Annotated in this window: 15 protein-coding genes; 4 read left to right on the forward strand and 11 right to left on the reverse strand. The window is 79.0% G+C overall.

Features of this window, described 5'->3' with window-relative positions; genetic code table 11:
• Nucleotides 1-10 precede the first annotated feature (10 nt).
• A complete protein-coding gene (locus ACFY07_RS19470) occupies nt 11-799 on the forward strand; it encodes an aquaporin (RefSeq protein WP_390870022.1) in 789 nt (262 codons plus the stop codon).
• Nucleotides 800-872: 73 nt separating this feature from the next.
• On the opposite strand, the gene ACFY07_RS19475 is transcribed toward ACFY07_RS19470, so the two are convergent.
• Together ACFY07_RS19475 and ACFY07_RS19480 are read right to left on the reverse strand one after the other, a co-directional pair.
• The gene (locus tag ACFY07_RS19475; protein ID WP_390870117.1) at nt 873-1,346 is read right to left on the reverse strand and encodes a GNAT family N-acetyltransferase; all 474 of its coding nucleotides are present in this window, start codon (nt 1,344-1,346) and stop codon (nt 873-875) included.
• Nucleotides 1,347-1,392: 46 nt separating this feature from the next.
• Nucleotides 1,393-1,746 carry an ArsR/SmtB family transcription factor gene (locus ACFY07_RS19480; RefSeq protein ID WP_390870024.1) on the reverse strand — a complete coding sequence of 118 codons (354 nt, stop codon included), beginning with the start codon at nt 1,744-1,746 and terminating at the stop codon, nt 1,393-1,395.
• Nucleotides 1,747-1,871: 125 nt separating this feature from the next.
• Here ACFY07_RS19480 and ACFY07_RS19485 point away from each other — a divergent pair, with 125 nt between their 5' ends.
• On the forward strand, nt 1,872-3,254 hold the full coding sequence (locus ACFY07_RS19485; RefSeq protein WP_390870026.1) for an FAD-dependent oxidoreductase: 1,383 nt from the start codon (nt 1,872-1,874) through the stop codon (nt 3,252-3,254).
• 243 nt (nt 3,255-3,497) lie between these two features.
• Complete coding sequence (locus ACFY07_RS19490) at nt 3,498-4,793, forward strand: methyltransferase domain-containing protein (protein WP_390870028.1); 1,296 nt, start codon at nt 3,498-3,500, stop codon at nt 4,791-4,793.
• Nucleotides 4,794-4,978: 185 nt separating this feature from the next.
• Here ACFY07_RS19490 and ACFY07_RS19495 read toward each other — a convergent pair whose 3' ends face one another.
• From ACFY07_RS19495 to ACFY07_RS19505, 3 genes are all read right to left on the reverse strand, one after another.
• Nucleotides 4,979-5,497, reverse strand: coding sequence for a pyridoxamine 5'-phosphate oxidase family protein (locus tag ACFY07_RS19495; RefSeq protein WP_390870030.1), 519 nt, complete (start codon nt 5,495-5,497; stop codon nt 4,979-4,981).
• A 176-nt stretch (nt 5,498-5,673) separates the two neighbouring features.
• Complete coding sequence (locus tag ACFY07_RS19500; protein WP_390870032.1) at nt 5,674-6,423, reverse strand: response regulator; 750 nt, start codon at nt 6,421-6,423, stop codon at nt 5,674-5,676.
• Nucleotides 6,420-8,255, reverse strand: coding sequence for an ATP-binding protein (locus ACFY07_RS19505; RefSeq protein WP_390870034.1), 1,836 nt, complete (start codon nt 8,253-8,255; stop codon nt 6,420-6,422). Before ACFY07_RS19505 ends, ACFY07_RS19500 begins: the two co-directional genes overlap by 4 nt.
• A gap of 347 nt (nt 8,256-8,602) precedes the next feature.
• Here ACFY07_RS19505 and ACFY07_RS19510 point away from each other — a divergent pair, with 347 nt between their 5' ends.
• The gene (locus ACFY07_RS19510; RefSeq protein ID WP_390870036.1) at nt 8,603-9,985 is read left to right on the forward strand and encodes a cation:dicarboxylate symporter family transporter; all 1,383 of its coding nucleotides are present in this window, start codon (nt 8,603-8,605) and stop codon (nt 9,983-9,985) included.
• A gap of 109 nt (nt 9,986-10,094) precedes the next feature.
• Here the strand turns inward: ACFY07_RS19510 and ACFY07_RS19515 are convergent, their stop codons facing one another.
• The 6 genes from ACFY07_RS19515 to ACFY07_RS19540 all read right to left on the reverse strand — a co-directional run bounded on the left by ACFY07_RS19515 (nt 10,095) and on the right by ACFY07_RS19540 (nt 17,323).
• A complete protein-coding gene (locus ACFY07_RS19515) occupies nt 10,095-10,751 on the reverse strand; it encodes an ATP/GTP-binding protein (RefSeq protein WP_374228192.1) in 657 nt (218 codons plus the stop codon).
• On the reverse strand, nt 10,732-11,229 hold the full coding sequence (locus ACFY07_RS19520) for a DUF742 domain-containing protein (protein WP_390870119.1): 498 nt from the start codon (nt 11,227-11,229) through the stop codon (nt 10,732-10,734). Before ACFY07_RS19520 ends, ACFY07_RS19515 begins: the two co-directional genes overlap by 20 nt.
• Nucleotides 11,230-11,238: 9 nt before the next feature.
• The gene (locus ACFY07_RS19525; RefSeq protein WP_230653958.1) at nt 11,239-11,661 is read right to left on the reverse strand and encodes a roadblock/LC7 domain-containing protein; all 423 of its coding nucleotides are present in this window, start codon (nt 11,659-11,661) and stop codon (nt 11,239-11,241) included.
• Nucleotides 11,658-14,843 (reverse strand): nitrate- and nitrite sensing domain-containing protein, encoded by a 3,186-nt coding sequence (locus tag ACFY07_RS19530; RefSeq protein ID WP_390870039.1) that lies wholly within the window; start codon nt 14,841-14,843, stop codon nt 11,658-11,660. Before ACFY07_RS19530 ends, ACFY07_RS19525 begins: the two co-directional genes overlap by 4 nt.
• An 83-nt stretch (nt 14,844-14,926) precedes the next feature.
• Nucleotides 14,927-15,703, reverse strand: coding sequence for an MHYT domain-containing protein (locus ACFY07_RS19535; RefSeq protein ID WP_390870041.1), 777 nt, complete (start codon nt 15,701-15,703; stop codon nt 14,927-14,929).
• A 630-nt stretch (nt 15,704-16,333) separates the two neighbouring features.
• Nucleotides 16,334-17,323, reverse strand: coding sequence for a lytic polysaccharide monooxygenase (locus ACFY07_RS19540; RefSeq protein ID WP_390870043.1), 990 nt, complete (start codon nt 17,321-17,323; stop codon nt 16,334-16,336).
• Nucleotides 17,324-17,488: the final 165 nt, after the last annotated feature.

The raw sequence follows: 17,488 nt of genomic DNA on the forward strand, positions 1-17,488 counted from the left end.
GAGTGCCCTGATGAACGCCACAGACGCGGCCGCACCCGAGACCACCGCGGCGGGGGCCGACCCGGCCCCCGACCGGGGGGACCCCCGTGCCGCCGAGCCGCCGGAGGCCCCGCTGGCGAACCGGGTGGCAGCCGAGCTCGTGGGCACCGCCGCACTGGTCGCGGTGGTGGTGGGCTCCGGCATCCAGGCCGCCGGGCTCAGCAGGGACGTCGGCCTGCAGCTGCTGGCCAACTCGCTGGCCACCGTGTTCGGCCTCGGCGTGCTCATCCTGCTGCTCGGCCCGGTCTCGGGCGCGCACTTCAACCCGGTCGTCACGCTCGCCGCGTGGTGGACCGGCCGCAGGGACCCGAGGGGCCCGGGCCCGCGCGAGGTCGCCGCCTACATCGCGGCGCAGGTCGCGGGGGCGATCGGCGGGGCGGTCCTGGCGGACGCCATGTTCGGCCGGGCGCTGGTGGAGTGGTCGACCCACGACCGCTCGGCCGGGCACCTGCTGCTCGGCGAGGCCGTCGCCACCGCCGGCCTGGTCCTGCTGGTCCTCGGCCTGGCCAGGACCGACCACCTCCGGTCCGCGCCCGTCGCGGTCGCCTCCTACATCGGCGCCGCGTACTGGTTCACCTCCTCCACCTCCTTCGCCAACCCGGCGGTGTCGATCGGCCGCGCGTTCACCGACACCTTCGCCGGCATCGCGCCCGGCTCGCTGCCCGGCTTCATCGCCGCGCAGCTGGTCGGCGGGGCGGCCGGCCTGCTCCTGGTGGCGCTGGTCTTCGGCCGCCGCCGCGCAGCCGCCCCGGCCGCGTAGCCGCACCCCCGCCGCACGCCGACGGCCCCGCCCCGGACGGGGCGGGGCGGGGCCGTCGGCGTGCGCACGAGGGTCAGTCGACGACGGGGCTGCGGCGCTCGATCAGCAGCACGTCGCGCCAGGTCCCGCGGTGGCGGGCGACACGCTCGCGGGTGCCGATCACCCGGAACCCCGCGCGGGCGTGGAGGGCGAGGCTCGCGGTGTTCTCCGGGAACACCCCGGACTGGATGGTCCAGATCCCGGCCGCCTCGGTCGAGGCGATCAGCTCCCGGAGCAGGGCGCGGGCGACGCCGCGGCCGCGCGCGCCGGGGTGCACGTACACGGAGTGCTCGACGACGCCCGCGTACGCGGGCCGGGCGGAGACCGCGCTCACCGCGGCCCAGCCCAGCACCTCGCCGGCCGCCCCCAGCGCGACGTGCCGGTGGCCGGGGAGCCGGGCGGCGTCGAAGGCGTCCCAGGCCGGGGCGGCGGTCTCGAAGGTGGCGTTGCCCTCCTCGATGCCCGCCCGGTAGATCGCGAGGACCTGCTCGGCGTGCTCGGGCCCCATCGGGCCGAGGGTGGCGGCGGCGTGCGGCACCGGGTGCTCCTCCGGGTCAGCGGGACAGGTCGAGCAGGGCGGCCATCCCGGCCACCACCGAGGGCGCGACCCGGTAGTAGACCCAGGTGCCGCGCCGCTCGCTGGTGAGCAGGCCCGCCTCGCGGAGCTTCTTCAGGTGGTGGGAGACGGTCGGCTGGGACACCCCGACGTCCTGGATGTCGCACACGCACGCCTCCCCGCCGGGGTGCGAGGCGATCCTCGAGAAGAGCCGCAGCCGGACGGGGTCGGACAGCGCCTTGAACATCGCGGCCATCCGCGCCGCGTCCTCGGCGGACAGCTCGGCCGAGGTGATCGGCGGGCAGCACGGCGCGGCGTCCGGCTCCAGGACCGGCACCTTCGGATTCGACATGCGTCTATATTGACACCGGTCGATCCCGGGTGGCAAGGTCGGGACCGCCAGCACATCGACGCTTGTCGAATCAGCCGGGTGGCGGGAGTGCCGCCGCCCCGCTCGCCGCGAAGGGGACCATCGCCATGCCCGAAGGCTCCGACCTGCCCGTCCTCGTCATCGGCGCCGGCCCGGTCGGGCTCGCCGCCGCCGCCCACCTCACCGGGCGCGGCCTGCCCGCCCTGGTGCTCGAAGCAGGCCCGGCCGCCGGCAGCGCGGTGCGCGCGTGGGGCCACGTGCGGCTGTTCTCCCCCTGGGCCGAACTGGTCGACCCCGCCGCCGAGAAACTCCTCGCCCCCACCGGCTGGACCCGCCCCGACCCCGCCTCCTACCCGACCGGCGCCGACTGGGTGGAGCTGTACCTGCAGCCGCTCGCCGACGCCCTCGGCGACAGGGTCCGCTGCAGCGCCCGGGTCACCGGCGTCGCCCGCGCCGGCCGCGACCGCGTCGTCGACTCCGGCCGCGAGGACCAGCCCTTCACCGTCCACGTCACCCGCGCCGACGGCACCGAGGAGCGGATCACCGCCGCCGCGGTCATCGACGCCTCCGGCACCTGGTCCACCCCCGGCCCCCTCGGCGCCGACGGCCTGCCCGCGATCGGCGAGAGGACCCACGCCGCCCGCATCTCCTACCGCATCCCGGACCTGGGGGACCCCGCCGTCCGCGCCCGGTACGCCGGCCGGCGCACCGCCGTCGTCGGCTCCGGCGCCTCCGCCTTCACCGCCCTGGCCGCGCTCGCCGGCCTGGCCGAGCAGGAGAGCGGCACCCACGCCGTGTGGGTCCTGCGCCGCGGCATCACCGGCTCGACCTTCGGCGGCGGCAGCGCCGACCAGCTCCCCGCCCGGGGCGCCCTCGGGCTCGCCGCCAGGGCCGCCGTCGAGAGCGGCCACGCCGTCGCCCTGACCGGCTTCCGCACTGCCGCCGTCGAACGGAGCGGCGGCAGGCTCGCCCTCGTCTCCGAGGACGGCCGCCGCGCCGAGGACCTGGACGAGGTCGTCGTCCTGACCGGCCTGCGCCCCGACCTGTCCTTCCTGACCGAGCTGCGGCTCGGCCTGGACGAGCGCCTCCAGGCCCCCGCCGCCCTCGCACCGCTGATCGACCCCAACCGGCACTCCTGCGGCACCGTCCCCCCGCACGGCGCGGGCGAGCTCTCCCACCCCGAGCGGGGCGTCCACCTGGTCGGCATGAAGTCCTACGGCCGCGCCCCGACCTTCCTCGCCATGACCGGCTACGAGCAGGTCCGCTCCGTCGCCGCCCACCTCGCCGGCGACCGGGAGGCCGCCGAGCGCGTCGAGCTCACCCTGCCGGAGACCGGCGTGTGCGGCGGCGCGGGCCTCTTCGACCGGCCCGACGCGCAGCAGGACGCGGGCGGCGGCTGCTGCGCGGCCCCGGCCGCCGCGCCCGTCCCGGTCGCCCTCGGCACCGGCGCCCCGCCCCAGGAGGCGCCGGGCGCCGGGGGCTGCTGCTGACCCGGCCCCGGGACGGCGGCCGCCCCGGCCGGGCTGCCGGTCGCGACGGGCGGGCCGGCGGCCGCGGGAGGGGCCCGCGGGGTGCGTGCACGCCCTGCGGGCGGGGGCGGCTCCCCGGGCCGGGACCGTGGAGGCGGGGCAGGCCGGCCGGAAGGCGGCCGCGGGCCGGCGGCGGGCGGCCCCCGGCCGGCGGGCGGCCCGTACGATGCGGGCACGGTCGGATGCAGGCGGAGGGAGCGATCCGTGGCGGTGCTGGTGGTCGAGCACGGGGCCGGTGAGGGCCCCTACGCGGCGGGCGACGCGCTGCGGCGGGCCGGGCTGGAGCTGCGGCACTGCCGCACGCACCTGGGCGAGGACGTGCCCGGCGAGCTGCTGGACGTCGACGCGCTCGTGGTGATGGGCGGTCCGCAGGACGCCTGGCGCGACGAGGGCTTCCCCTCCCGGCAGGCGGAGCTGGCGCTGCTGCGGCTGGCCCTGGCGGCCGAACTGCCGGTCCTCGGCCTCTGCCTGGGCGCGCAGCTGCTCGCGGAGGCCGCGGGCGGCGCCGCGCGGCGGGGGGAGGCGGGCCCGGAGGTGGGCTGGGAGCCGGTGCGGCCGACCGCGGCGGCGGCGTCCGACCCGCTGTTCGCCGGGTCCGGACCGGACGACCGCCGGGTGCTGCAGTGGCACAGCGACACGGTGGCGCTGCCGCCGGGCGCGGTCCTGCTGGCCACGGGCGACCGCTACCCGGTGCAGGCGTACCGGGTGGGCGCGTCGGCGTGGGGGCTGCAGTTCCACCTGGAGGCGGTGGCGGAGACCGTGGAGGTGTTCGCCGCGGACGCCGCGGAGGAGCCGGGGGGCCACGGCGGCGGGGCGGCGCTGGAGGCCGCGCCGCGGCGGCTGGCGGAGCTGGCCCCGTGGCGGGACGCGGTGCTGAACCGGTTCGCCGCGCTGGTGGCGGCACGGTCGGAGCACACGCGCACCCGGGCGTTCTTCACCCCGCGCGCCGCGGACTGGGAGGAGCGCTTCCCCGACGACGGCCCCCGCTACGCGAAGGCCGTCGCCGAACTCGGCCTGACGGAGGGCCAGGCGGTGCTCGACGCGGGCTGCGGCACCGGCCGCGCCCTGCCGGCGCTGCGTGCCGCCGTCGGCGAGGGCGGCACGGTCCTCGGCGCCGACCTCACCCCGGCGATGCTGCGCACCGCGGCCGCCGCGGGCCGCGGCGGCACGGCCGGGCTGCTGGTGGCGGACTGCGCCCGGCTCCCGCTGCCGGACGCCCGCCTGGACGCGGTCTTCGGCGCCGGGCTCGTCTCCCACCTGCCGGACCCTGCCGCCGCCCTGGCCGAACTGGCCCGCGTCACCCGGCCCGGCGGGCGGCTGGCGCTGTTCCACCCGGTCGGCCGGGCCGCGCTCGCGGCCCGCCACGGGCGCGCCCTCACCCCGGACGACCTGCGCGCCGAGCCCAACCTGCGGCCGGTGCTGGCCGCCGCCGGCTGGGACCTCGCGCGCTACACGGACGCGGACGACCGCTACCTGGTGCTGGCGGACCGCCGGGCCTGAGCGGGGCCGGCCGCCGAGGTCCGGTGCCGGGGACCACCGGGGACGCCGCACGGCGGGGCGCGGCGCCGGCCGCCCCGCAGGGCACCGGGCGCCCCGGAGGGCGCCAGGCATCCCGGAGGGCACCGGGCGGCGGCAGCGCACACGGCAGGGCCGCCGCCCGCCGCGGGGCGGCCGTGCGCCTGCCGTCACTCGACGGCGAGCCTCGCGGCGTCGGGGGCGTAGACGGTCATCCAGTGCGGGTGCAGCCGGTAGAAGACCACGTCGCCGTCCCAGTCGAAGGCGTCGTCGCCGTAGACGCCCTTGACGTACGCGAGCAGGTCCGGCCAGTCCGCAGCCGGCCCGCCGTCCTCGGGGTTGAGGGTCTCCACCGTGCCGTGCGTGAACACGCCCAGGTCCTCGCCGCGCATGTGCGCGACGCTGGCGGCAGGGCGGGCGGCCAGGTGGCGGGCCTTGGCGGCGCTGCGCGCCGTGCCGAAGCACCACGTGCCGTGCAGGAAGTGCCCGTCCACACCGCTGATGCGCGGCTCGCCCCCCGCCGTCACGGTGGACAGGGCGAGCGTGCACACGCCGGTCAGGACCCGGGTGAGCTGCTCCGCGGCCAGGGTGCGCCCGGCCGTGATCGAGCGGAGGTGGGCGGAGGAGCGGGACAGGGAGGCGTCGAGCAGGGCCTGGAGTGCGGCGAGTTCCTCGGGCGTTTCACGCACCGGGCCACTGTAGCCGGGGCGGGCCCGCCCCGGCATCGGGTGGGCGGCGGCTCCGGCCGCGGCCCGCCGGGCGCCTCCGGCCCCCACGGGCCGCTCCGGAGCCGTGGCACGGCGGCGGCACGCCCCTGGGGCACGCCCCGGCGGGGCCGGCGCGTCCACGCGGGGCCGGCGGCCCGTCAGACGGCCGAGCCGCCCTGCCAGCGGTAGCCGAGTTCGGGGCGGCCGACCTGGCCGTACCGGGGCTCTCGGGCGGCCAGGCCCGCGACGGCCAGGTGCTCCAGGTAGCGGCGGGCGGTGATCCGGGAGACCCCGACCTGCTCGGCGACCGTGCGGGCGGAGAGCGGTTCGGCGGCGTCCCGCAGCGCGGCGGTGACCGCGTCCAGGGTGGGCGCGCTGAGGCCCTTGGGCAGGCCGGTCCGCTCGGGCGTGCGCAGCGCGGCGAAGGCCTGGTCGACCTCGTCCTGCCCGGCGGCCTCGCCCGGCCGGGCGAGGGTGTCGCGGAAGCGGGCGTACCGCTCCAGGCGGTCGCGCAGCGCGGCGCCGCCGAACGGCTTGAGCAGGTACTGCACCACCCCGGCGGAGACCGCCTGCCGGACCATGCCCAGGTCGCGGGCCGAGGTGACGGCGATGACGTCGGTGGTGTGCCCGGCGGCGCGCAGGGCGCGGCAGAGCCCGAGGCCGTGGCCGTCCGGCAGGTACAGGTCGAGGAGCAGCAGGTCGACGGGGGTGCCCTCGTCGCGCCGCCGGTCCAGGAGGAGGCGGGCGGCGGCCGCGGTGTGGACGGTGCCGACGGGCCGGAAGCCGGGCGTGCGCCCGACGTGGAGGGTGTGGGCGGCCGCCGCGACCGGGTCGTCCTCGACGACCAGCACGTCGAGGGCGCGCCTGCCGCCGGGCGCGACTGCGGGGGTCGCTCCCGGGGCCGTCACGGCTGCTCCGCCCCGCCCGCTGCGGCGGGCTGCGGGACGGCGGGCTGCGGGACAGCGGCCTCCGGGGGGCTTCCGGCCGCGGCGGGCCGCGGACCGCGGGCCAGCGGCAGCCGCACGGTGAAGACGGCGCCGCCGTCCTCACCGCCGCCGGCCTCGACGGTGCCGCCGTTGCGTCGGGCGGCCTGGGCGACCAGGGCGAGGCCGAGGCCGCGGCCGTGGGCGCGGGCCCCGGAGGGCCCGGCGTCGTGCTTGGTGGACCAGCCCCGGTCGAAGACCCGCCGGAGGGCGTCCGGGTCGAGGCCGGGACCGGTGTCGGCGACCCGCAGGAGCAGGGCGGGGCCCTCGGTGCGGGCGGTGACGGTGACGGCGGGCGGGCCCGGGTGGCGGGCGGCGCCCTCGACGGCGGCGTCCACCGCGTTGTCGACGAGGTTGCCGAGGACGGTGACCAGGTCGCGGGCGGGGAGGGTGTCGGGGAGGACCCGGTCGTCGATGCGGCTGTCCTCGGTGAGGGCGAGGTCGACGCCGCGCTCGGCGGCCTGGGCGGCCTTGCCGAGGAGCAGGGCGGCGAGGACGGGTTCGGAGACGGCGCCGACGACGCGGTCGGTGAGCTCCTGGGCGAGGGCGAGTTCGGCGGTGGCGAACTCGACGGCCTGGTCGGTGCGGCCCAGTTCGATCAGCGAGACCACGGCGTGCAGCCGGTTGGCGGCCTCGTGGGCCTGGGAGCGCAGGGACTCGGCGAAGCCGCGGACGGAGTCGAGTTCGCCGCTGAGCGCCTGCAGCTCGGTGTGGTCGCGGAGGGTGACGACGGTGCCGAGCCCGCGGCCCCCGCCGGCGGTCGCGCCGCCGGGGGCGCCGCCAGGGGCATCACCGGCGGCGTCACCGGGGGCGGGGGTGTCGCCGATGGCGGAGGTGTTGAGCACGACCACCCGCTCGGCGGTGAGGTGGACCTCGTCGCGGCGGGGCGGGGCGCCGAGGAGCGCCGCGGTGAGCGGGGCGGGCAGGCCGAGCCGGTCGACGGGCAGGCCCTCGGCGTCGTCGGGGAGGGCGAGCAGGGCGCGGGCGGCGTCGTTGCACAGGGCGACCCGGTGGTCCCCGTCGAGGAGGAGCAGGCCCTCGCGCACGGAGTGGAGGGTGGCCTGGTGGTACTCGTACATCCGGGCCAGTTCGGCGGCGCCCATGCCGTGGGTGTGGCGGCGCAGCCGGGCGTTGGCCACGTAGGTGGCGAGACCGCCGGCGGCGAGGGCGGCCGCGGCGACGGCGGCCACGGCGAGGAGCAGGGGGCGCAGCCGGGCGCTGATGGAGCCGACGGTGATGCCGGCGCTGACGAGGGCGACGACCCGGTGGTGCCCGTCGAGGACGGGGGTGACGACGCGGACGGAGGGGCCGAGGGTGCCGGTCCAGGTCTCCTGGACCGTGCCCCCGGCGAGGGCGCCGTCGATGTGGCCGAGGAACGGCTCGCCGATCCGGGACGGGTCGGGGTGGGTCCAGCGGATGCCACGGGTGTCCATGATGGTGACGAAGTCGACGCCCGTGTCGCGCCGGACGCGCTCGGCGTACGGCTGGAGGAGCGCGGAGGGGTCGGGGGCGCGGACGGCGGCGAGGACCGAGGGCGAGTCGGCGACGGCGCGGGCGGCGGAGACGGCCTGGCGGCGGGCGGCGTCCTCGGTGCGGGCGGCGGCGCTGAACCAGGCGAGGAGCGCGCCGCCGGCGACGACGGCGGCGACGATGACGGTCTGGACCGCGAAGAGCTGCCCGGCGAGGCTGCGGGGGCGCCCGCGGCGCGGGGCTCGGCGGCGCGGGGCGCGGCGCGGGCGGGCGGGGCGTGCGGTCATGCCCCACAGTGTGCCCCGGACCGGCCCGGCGGCCCTCCCCGGGTTCGGCGGGCCCGTACGGCGGCCGGGCGGCGGCCGGGCGGCGCGTGCGGGCATGGGCGGATGCGTGCGGGTGCGTCCGGGCACGCGCTGGTGCGCGCCTGCCGCACGCCGCGCGGGAGCGGCGCGGCGGCGGGGCGGCGGGGCGCGGCGGCGGGGCGGCGGGGCGGCGGGGCGGCGGGGCGGCGGGGCGTGAACGTTATGAACGCAAACGTGACCCGGCTCACTCCGCCCCCCATAGTCGGAGCGGCCCACCACCCGGGCCGCCGTCGAAGCCCGCCGCTGCCGCCGGGCCGAAGGAGCCGCTCATGACGTCCGCCGCCCCCGAGGCGGGCCCCGTACCGGGCCGCCGCCGGGACAGAACCCACTACCTCTACCTCGCGGTCATCGCCGCCGTGGCCGCCGGCATCGTGCTGGGGCTGACCGCGCCGGGCGTCGCCGTGGAGCTGAAGCCGCTCGGCACGGGCTTCGTCAACCTGATCAAGATGATGATCAGCCCGGTGATCTTCTGCACGATCGTGCTGGGCATCGGCTCGGTCCGGAAGGCCGCCAAGGTCGGCGCCGTCGGCGGTCTGGCCATCGGCTACTTCATGGTGATGTCGACCGTGGCGCTGGCCATCGGCCTGGTGGTCGGCAACCTGGTCCACCCCGGCTCCGGCCTGCACCTCACCGAGGCGATCGGCAAGGCGGGGCAGGCCCAGGCGGGCGGTGCCGCGGAGGGCACCACAGGCTTCCTGCTCGGCATCATCCCCACCTCGCTGGTCTCGGCCCTCACCGAGGGCGAGGTGCTGCAGACGCTGCTGGTGGCCCTGCTGGTCGGCTTCGCGCTCCAGGCGCTGGGCCCGGCGGGCGAGCCGGTGCTGCGCGGGGTGAGGCACCTGGAGCGGCTGGTCTTCCGCATCATGCAGATGATCATGTGGGCGGCCCCGGTCGGCGCCTTCGGCGCGATGGCCGCGGTGGTCGGGGCGACGGGCGTCGACGCCCTGAAGAGCCTGGCGATGATCATGCTCGGCTTCTACGCCACCTGCCTGCTCTTCGTCCTGGTCGTGCTCGGCGGCCTGCTGCGGCTGGCGGCCGGGGTGAACATCCTCGCGCTGCTCCGCTACCTCGGCCGCGAATTCCTGCTCATCCTCTCCACGTCCTCCTCCGAGAGCGCCCTGCCCCGGCTCATCGCCAAGATGGAGCACCTCGGTGTGAGCCGCCCGGTCGCCGGCATCACCGTGCCGACCGGGTACTCCTTCAACCTCGACGGCACCGCCATCTACCTCACCATGGCGGCGCTCTTCATCGCCGAGGCCATGGACCGGCCGCTCTCCGTCGGCCAGCAGGTCTCGCTGCTCCTCTTCATGGTCGTCGCCTCCAAGGGCGCGGCCGGCGTCACCGGCGCCGGCATGGCCACCCTGGCGGGCGGCCTGCAGTCGCACCGCCCGGAGCTGGTGGACGGCGTCGGCCTGATCGTCGGTATCGACCGCTTCATGTCGGAGGCCCGCGCGCTCACCAACTTCGCAGGCAACGCCGTGGCGACCGTCCTGATCGGCCACTGGACGAAGGAGCTGGACCGCGAGCAGCTGGAGGCCGTGCTCTCCGGCGACCGGCCGTTCCGCGAGGACGGCGCCGACACCGGGGAGCCGCACCCCGGCGCGGAGGAGGCCGCCGTCCCGGCCCAGCACGGCGAGCCCGCCGCGCTGTAGGCGAGCCCGCCGCGCTGCAGGGCGGCGCGTCCGGACCGCAGCGGCCCCGCCCGGCCCCCGGGCGGGGCTGCTGCGTCGCCCGTGCGGCCGCCGCCCGTGCGGGACGGGGTCAGCGGGCCGCGGGGCCGCTCCCGGACGTCTCCAGCAGGCGGGCGGCGTGCACCCGCCCGGCGTGCTCCACCAGCCGGATCAGGACCTCCTTGCCGGACGCCCGGCTGCGGGCGTCGCACAGCATCACCGGTGTGCCCGGGTCCAGGTCGAGGGCGAGCGCCACGTCCTCCGCCGCGTGGTCGGGGGCGCCGGTGAAACGGTTCACCGCCACCACGAACGGGATGCCGCGCCGCTCGAAGAAGTCCACCGCCGGGAAGCAGTCGTCCAGCCGCCGGGTGTCGGCGAGCACGACCGCCCCCAGGGCGCCCTGGGCGAGCTCGTCCCACAGGAACCAGAAGCGGTCCTGGCCCGGGGTCCCGAAGAGGTAGACCGACAGCCCCTCCCGGATGGTGATCCGGCCGAAGTCCATGGCGACCGTGGTGGTGGTCTTCTGCTCCACGCCGTCCAGGTCGTCCACGCCCGCACCGGCCTCGGTCAGCTGCTCCTCGGTGCGCAGCGGCCGGATCTCGCTGACCGCGCCGACCAGGGTGGTCTTGCCGACGCCGAAGCCGCCGGCCACCAGGATCTTCAGCGCCAGCACCTGGCCGTCCCCGCCGCCCCCCTCCGGGGCGGCGGCGGGGGCGTGCGGGGATCTCTCAGAGCGCACGGAGTCCATTGATCACTTCCCTGAGGATGTGCTCGTCGGGGAGCAGGGCGGGCGGCAGCGGCCGGCTGACACGGATGTACGCGGCGTCCAGCAGGTCGGCCAGCAGCACCCGGACCACGCCGAGCGGCAGGTCCAGTCCGGCGGCGACCTCCGCCACCGAGAGCGGGCCGGACCGGCACAGGTCGAGGATGGCCGCCTGCTCGGGCCCGACCGGCGGGTCCTCGTGGGGCAGGACCTCGCTGGCGACCTGGGCGATCAGGTCGAAGGCGCCGTCGGCCGAGCCGGTCCGGCCGCGGGTGACGGCGTACGGGCGGACCAGCGGTCCGGCGTCGTCGTCGAACCAGCGCGACGGGTGCCGCGGCCGCCCGGGCCGCCCCGGCCGGGCGGCCGGGGCGGCGGGGTCGGGCGGCTCCTCGTACGGGCCGCCGGCCGGCGGCCCGTACGAGGGGTCCGGCGGCTCCCCGCGCGGGGGGCCGGGCGGGAACAGCACCGCAGGTCAGCCCGCCGCGCCGCTGCCGGCGGCGGCACGCGGCGGCGTGTACAGGTGCTCGCCGACCCTGCGGACCAGGCGGGCCATCTCGTACGCGACCAGGCCGAGGTCGGCGTCGGCGGAGCTGAAGACGGCCAGGCAGCTGCCCTCCCCCGCCGCGGCGACGAAGAGGAAGCCGCCCTCCAGCTCGACCATGGTCTGGCGCACGTCGCCGGCGCCGAAGTGCCGCCCGGCGCCCTTGGCCAGGCTGTGGAAGCCGGAGGCGACCGCCGCCAGGTGCTCGCCGCCCTCGCGGCCGAGGGCCGCCGAGGCTCCCATGGCGAGGCCGTCCGCCGAGAGGACCACGGCGTGCTGGACCTCGGCCACCCGGTCCACCAGTTCGTCCAGCAGCCAGTTCAGCTCGCCGGAGTTGTGGGTCGTCCCGATCATCCTGCGTCTCCTTCGTACGGCCGGTCGGGTGCGGAGCGGCGGGCGGGCGAGGGGCGGCCGGTGCCGCGGGCCCAGCCGCTCTGGAAGGCGGACATGGCCGCGCGGGCCTGTTCCGGGGTGCGTCCGGCGGGGGCGGGCCGACGGCCCGCCACGGGCGCCGGTGCCTCCCGAAGTTGAGGGGCGATACTAGCCTGCCGGACCCGCCGCGGCAGCCCTGTCGGGGCACCGGCTGCGGGGTCTCCGCCGGGAGTCGCGGGGGCTCCGCCGGGGGTCGCGGGGGCGGTCGAGGCAGGGGCTGCGCCGGGGGTCCCGGCGGGAATCCCGCCCGGGGCGGCGTCCGGTGGTCCGGCGGGGGCGGCCGGGGACCCGGGCGGGCCGCCGTCGGCGGGCCGGAAGGGGACGGGGCGCAGCACCCCGGGGCTGCGGCCGTCGGCACCGAACGGGCGCAGCACGCCGGTCTGCCGGGGCAGCGGCCGGGGTCCCTGGGCGGGGCGGCGGGGCGGGGGCGTCCGCCCGGACTCACCGGCGGCGGGGCGCGGCGCGGCGGCCGCGGGCCGGAGGGGAAGGGGCTGCCCGGGGGCGTGCGGGCCGTGCGGTCCGGACGGGGCCGGGCCGGAGGGCGGCGGGCCTGAGAGGGGCGGGCCGGAGGGGAGCGGGCCGGGCCTCGCGGCGCCGGGTGCGGCCGGCTGCGGAGCGGGCTCCCCGTGCGCGGCGGGCCCGTGCGCCGGCTCACCGTGCGCGGGCGCCGCGTCGGCGCTCTGCCCGTGGGCCGGATGCTCGTGGGCCGGATGCTCGTGCGCGGCGGGCCCGGCGGGGCCCGGGACGGCGGGGCGGACCGGTCCGGGCGGGGCGGACGGGACGGGGACCGGCCCCGCGGGCGCGGCGCCGGGGGCGGCGGGCCGGACGGCGCCGCCGGGGGCGGGGCGGACGCCCGGACGCGCCCCGCCGGACCGGGCCGGACCGGCCGCGGCCTGCTCCAGCAGCGCCGTCGGCAGCAGCACCACGGCCGTGGTCCCCCCGTAGGCGGAGGGCCGCAGCGACACCTTGACCTGGTGCCGGCGGGCCAGGCGGCTGACCACGTAGAGGCCCAGCCGGTCGCTGTCGAAGAGGTCGAGCTGTTCGGCGGCCGCGATACGGCGGTTGGCGTCCGCCATGGCCTCGGCGCCCATGCCGAGTCCGCGGTCCTCGACCTCCAGGACGTAGCCGTTGCCGACCTGCTCGCCGCGGACGTGGACCCGCGTGTGCGGGGGTGAGAAGGCGGTGGCGTTCTCCACCAGTTCGGCGACGAGGTGGGTGAGGTCGGCGACCGCGGACCCGGCGACGGCGGCGTGCGGCATGCGGTGCACCTCGACCCGGGCGTAGTCCTCGACCTCGGAGACCGCCGCGCGGACGACGTCGAGCATCGGGACCGGCTTGCGCCAGGCGCGGCCGGGGGCGGCGCCGGAGAGGATGATCAGGCCCTCGGCGTGGCGCCGCATGCGGGTCGTCAGGTGGTCGAGGCGGAAGAGGTCGGCGAGCTCCGCCGGGTCCTCGGTGCGGCGCTCCATGGCGTCCAGCAGGGTGAGCTGACGGTGCACCAGGACCTGGCTGCGGCGGGCGAGGTTGACGAAGACGCCCGAGACGCCCGAGAGGACCTCGGCCCGCTCGACGGCGGCCTTGAGGGCGGCCCGGTGCACGGTCTCCAGGGCGCCGGCGACCTGGGCGATCTCGTCGTCGCCGCGGCCCGCGGAGAGCGGCGCCTCGGCCTCGACGTCGATCTCCTCCCCGGCCAGCAGCCGCCGCATGGCGGCCGGCAGGCGGCGGCCCGCCAGGTCCAGGGCGGAGTTGCGCAGGCCGACGAGCTCGCCGACCAGGGCCCGCCCCACCTGCACGGAGATCAGCAGCGACGCGAGGACGGCGACCAGGCCGAGGGCGACGGCCGCACCGGACCGGGTGAACACGCCCATCACGTACGGGTCGGCACGGCCCGCGGCGGCCCGTCCGGCCTGCTCCTCCACCGCGCGCACGGTCCGGGCGGCGGTCCCCGCGGCGGCGTCCCACCGGGCGGCCGGGGCGGCGCCGGCGGCGGCCCGTCCGGCGGGCGCGGCGGCGACGGCGTCCTCCAGGGACGCGAGGGCCTTCCACTCCGCGGAGCCGGCGACCGCCTGCCAGGCGGAGCGGTCCGCGGGGCGGAGGTCGGCGGCGGACTGCAGGTAGAGGTCGCGGCGGGTGTGGGCGGCCCCGGTGAACTCCCGCTGCTCGGCGGCCGGGAGGCGGCCCGAGGTGTGGGCGGCGCCCAGCAGGGCGTCCTCGCGGGCGAGCATCTCGCGGCCGCGGGAGAACTCCAGCAGCACCCGCGCGTCGGAGGCCGCGTCGTGGTCCTGGAGGCCCGTCAGGGAGCCGGTGACGGCGAAGGCGCCGTCCACGGCGTCGCCGTACGCGCGGTAGGCGGCGGGCCAGTCGAGCCGCCGCGCCTCGACGCCCCGGCGGACCGCGGCCAGGCCGCGGAGCCGGGTGACGAGGGCGGAGACCCGGGCGCCGGCGTCCGCGCCGAGCCCGGCGGCGTCGGCGCTGGTGTAGTCGCGGCCGAGGTCCAGCGGGGCCGCGGCGCGGTCGGTGGCCGCGGCCCGGCCGCGGAGGGCGGCACGGGCGGCGGGGGTGGGCGCGGCCAGGTAGCGGCCCGCCGCGGCGCGTTCGGCCTGGAGCGCGGTGACGGTGTCCTCGACGGGGTCGAGGAGGGTGCGGTGGACCTCCTTGAGCCGCAGGAGGTCCCAGACGTCCTGCGCGGTGCTGACGGTGGCGAAGGCCCACAGGGCCATCAGCGAGACCACCGGGACCATCAGCAGGGCGACCGTCTTCGCCCGGACGGAGCGGGGGCGCAGGGAGCGGAGGAGGGGGCGCGGCGCCCGCGGGGCGGCGGCCCGCACCGGCCGGGGCGGGGGCGCGGTCCCGGCCGGTGCGGTGTCCCGGGGGGCGGACCGTTCGCGGGCGGGGGGGTCCTGTGCGGACTGCTGGTGTGCGGGCCGCTCGTGGGCCGCCGGCCGCTCCTCCGCCGCGCGCGGGCCGGCGTGGGCGCCGCGGCGGTGGGTGCGGGCGGCCCTCCGGGGGCCCTCGTGGCGGGCGGGCGCGCCGGTGTCGGGGGCGGGCGTGCCGGCGCGCGGGGCGTCCGGGGAGCCGCCTGGCGGCCTGCGGGGAAGTCGCATGGGTTCCTCGATCCCGTGTGCGGTGGTCCTGCCGGGGGGCGGGGAGGGGCGGTGGTGGGGGGAGGGGGCGGAGCGGGGACCGCTCAGACGGAGGCCGGGTCGCCGCGCAGCTCGTCCGCCGACGCGTACGCGGCCCGCTCCCGCGCGGTGGGCGAGAGCGCGACGAAGGCCGAGGTCAGGAAGAGGAACGAGCCGAGGCCGACCGCCAGCGGGAAGATGAACTGCATGGCGGTGGCGCCTCCCAGGGCGGCCCGCGCGGGGTCCATCCGGATGTGGACGGCCGCCATGCCGGTGTAGTGCATGCTGCTCACCGCGACGCCCATGACGAGCGAGGCGCCCGCCGCCGCGGCGCCTCCCCGGACGGTGAGGGCGGCCCACAGGGCGGCGGTGGCGGCGACGACCGCGATCAGCACCGAGAGCACCACCAGCGGTGGGTCGTAGCCGACGGAGCCGTGCAGCCGCAGCGCCGCCATCCCGAGGTAGTGCATGCAGGCGACACCGACGCCGGTGGTGAGGCCCCCGACCGCCAGCGACCGGCCGCGGTGGCGCCCGTACCCCACGGCGAACACGCCGAGGCCCGTCACCAGCATCGCCACCACCAGGCTGAGCACGGTCAGCGGCACGTCGTACCGCAGTTCGGTGCCGGAGACGCTGAAGCCCAGCATGGCGACGAAGTGCATGGTCCAGATGCCGGAGCCGATCGCCACGGCGCCGGTGACCAGCCAGTTGCGGCGCGCGCTGCCCGTGGTGGCCAGGGCCCGCACGGTGCAGCGCAGGCCGAGCGCCGAGCCGACGCACGCCATGACGTACGAGATCACGGGGGTCAGCCAGCCGAAGCTGAAGTGGTTCATGTCGCCCATGGGGCCTCCCTCACTCACCGGGTGGCGGGGACGCTACTCACCGTCCCGGTTCCGTTACGGGAGGTTCCGGAAAGTGGGCCCCGGTCGGCGCGGGTTGTGCTCGAATGGACGGGTCCTGCGCGAACGGGCGACCCTGCGGCGTACGCCGCAGGAGTGACGCGGCACCCGCCGCCGTGACGCCGCCGGGCACTCCCCCGGCACGGTTCCCGTCCTGCGCACGGCGCCCGCCCGCGGTCCCGCCGGGGACGTGCCGGGGACGTACCGGGGCACCGCGCCCGTTCGAGGGACGCGCCGGGGACGTGCCGGGGCACCGTGCCCGTTCGAAGGACGCGCCCGGGCGGCAGCGCTGCCGGGCAGGACGCCCCGGCCGGGTGCGCTGCGGGCCGGACCGGACTCCGCGGACGGACTCCGCGCACCGCCGGCGCGGGGAGGGGCGGCGGTCCGCGGTCCCCGGCGGGCACGCCCGCGCCGGAGCCGGACGGCAGCGCTGTGCGGCGGCAGTAGGGCAGTAGGGCAGTAGGGCAGTAGGGCAGTCGGGCGCGACGGTCGGGCCCGCCGATCGGGACGGGGCGCCGATCGGGACGGGCCGCCGGACGGGACGGGCCGCCGATCGGGCGGCGTGACGGCGGATCAGGCGGCGTGACGGCGGGGGCGCCTGCCGGAGCGGCCGCGGCGGCGCCGTGCACCGAGGACGGCGGCGACCGCGGCGAGCAGGACGGCGGCCGCACCGCCGACGGCCAGGGGCGCTCCCCCGGAGGTCGGGGCGGTGGCGGCGGCGGGCGCGGCCTGCGGATCCGCGGAGGGCCCGCCGGCCCCGGAGGACGCCGGGGACCCGGCCGCCGCGGGGGCGGAGGTGCGGCCGGCGGACGGCAGCGGGGCGGGGGCCGCCGGGGAAGCGGGGACCGCGGGGGCCGCCGGGGAGGCGGTGGACGCGCGGCTCCCCGGGACGGCGGGCGTCCGGGCGGCGGGGGCGGCGGCCGGGGAGGCCCGGAGGAGCACGTCGGAGCAGGAGTAGTAGGTGTCCGGCGTGCTGGTGGTCTGCCAGACGGTGTACACCAGGTGCCGCCCCGTCCGGCCCTGCGGCACGCGGCCGGTCATCACGTACGCGCCGTCGCGCACCGGCGGGTCGGCGGCCTGGAGGAACGGCTGCGCGTCCAGGTCGGCCCAGCGCAGCGGCCGGGCCGGGTCCCAGCCGTCCCGGGTGAGGTAGAGCCGGAAGACGCCCTGGTGCGGGATGGTGGTGCGGTAGCGGAAGGTGAAGGTCGCGCCGGACGTCAGGGGTGCGGCGGGCCAGTCGGCGCGGGCCAGGTCGAGGCCGCGGTAGGCCGGGATGCCGCCGCTGCACAGCCGGCCGTCCGGGATCAGCTGCCGGTCGCGGCCCGCCACCCCGGCGACGCGGAGGTCGTCCCACCGCCGGACGGCGCCCGGGTCGCTCGCGGCCACCGCGGCGGCGCAGGCCGGGGAGGCCGCGGCGGCGCCGCCCTCCGGGCCGCACTCCACGGTCCTGCTCGGCGGGTCGGCCATGGCGCCGTGCGCGGCCGCGGGGCCTGCGGCCGCCCAGCCGGCCAGGACCGCTGCGACGCCGGCGAGTGCTCCGGCCGTCCTCCGACGCACCGCCACCGGGCGCACCGCCTTCCGTCCGCCGCCCGCCTGCGCGGGCGGGTCCGGGCCGGACCGCTGCGGACCGGCCGGGGCCGGGCCCGGGCGGCGGCGCGGTTGCGGTGCGCCGCCGCCCGGCGACCACCGCCCCTCTGTACGCGGGGCGGCGCCGGAGGGTTCACGGGT

It is taken from the genome of Streptomyces sp. NPDC001380, from assembly GCF_042895785.1.
Classification (GTDB): Bacteria; Actinomycetota; Actinomycetes; order Streptomycetales; family Streptomycetaceae; genus Peterkaempfera.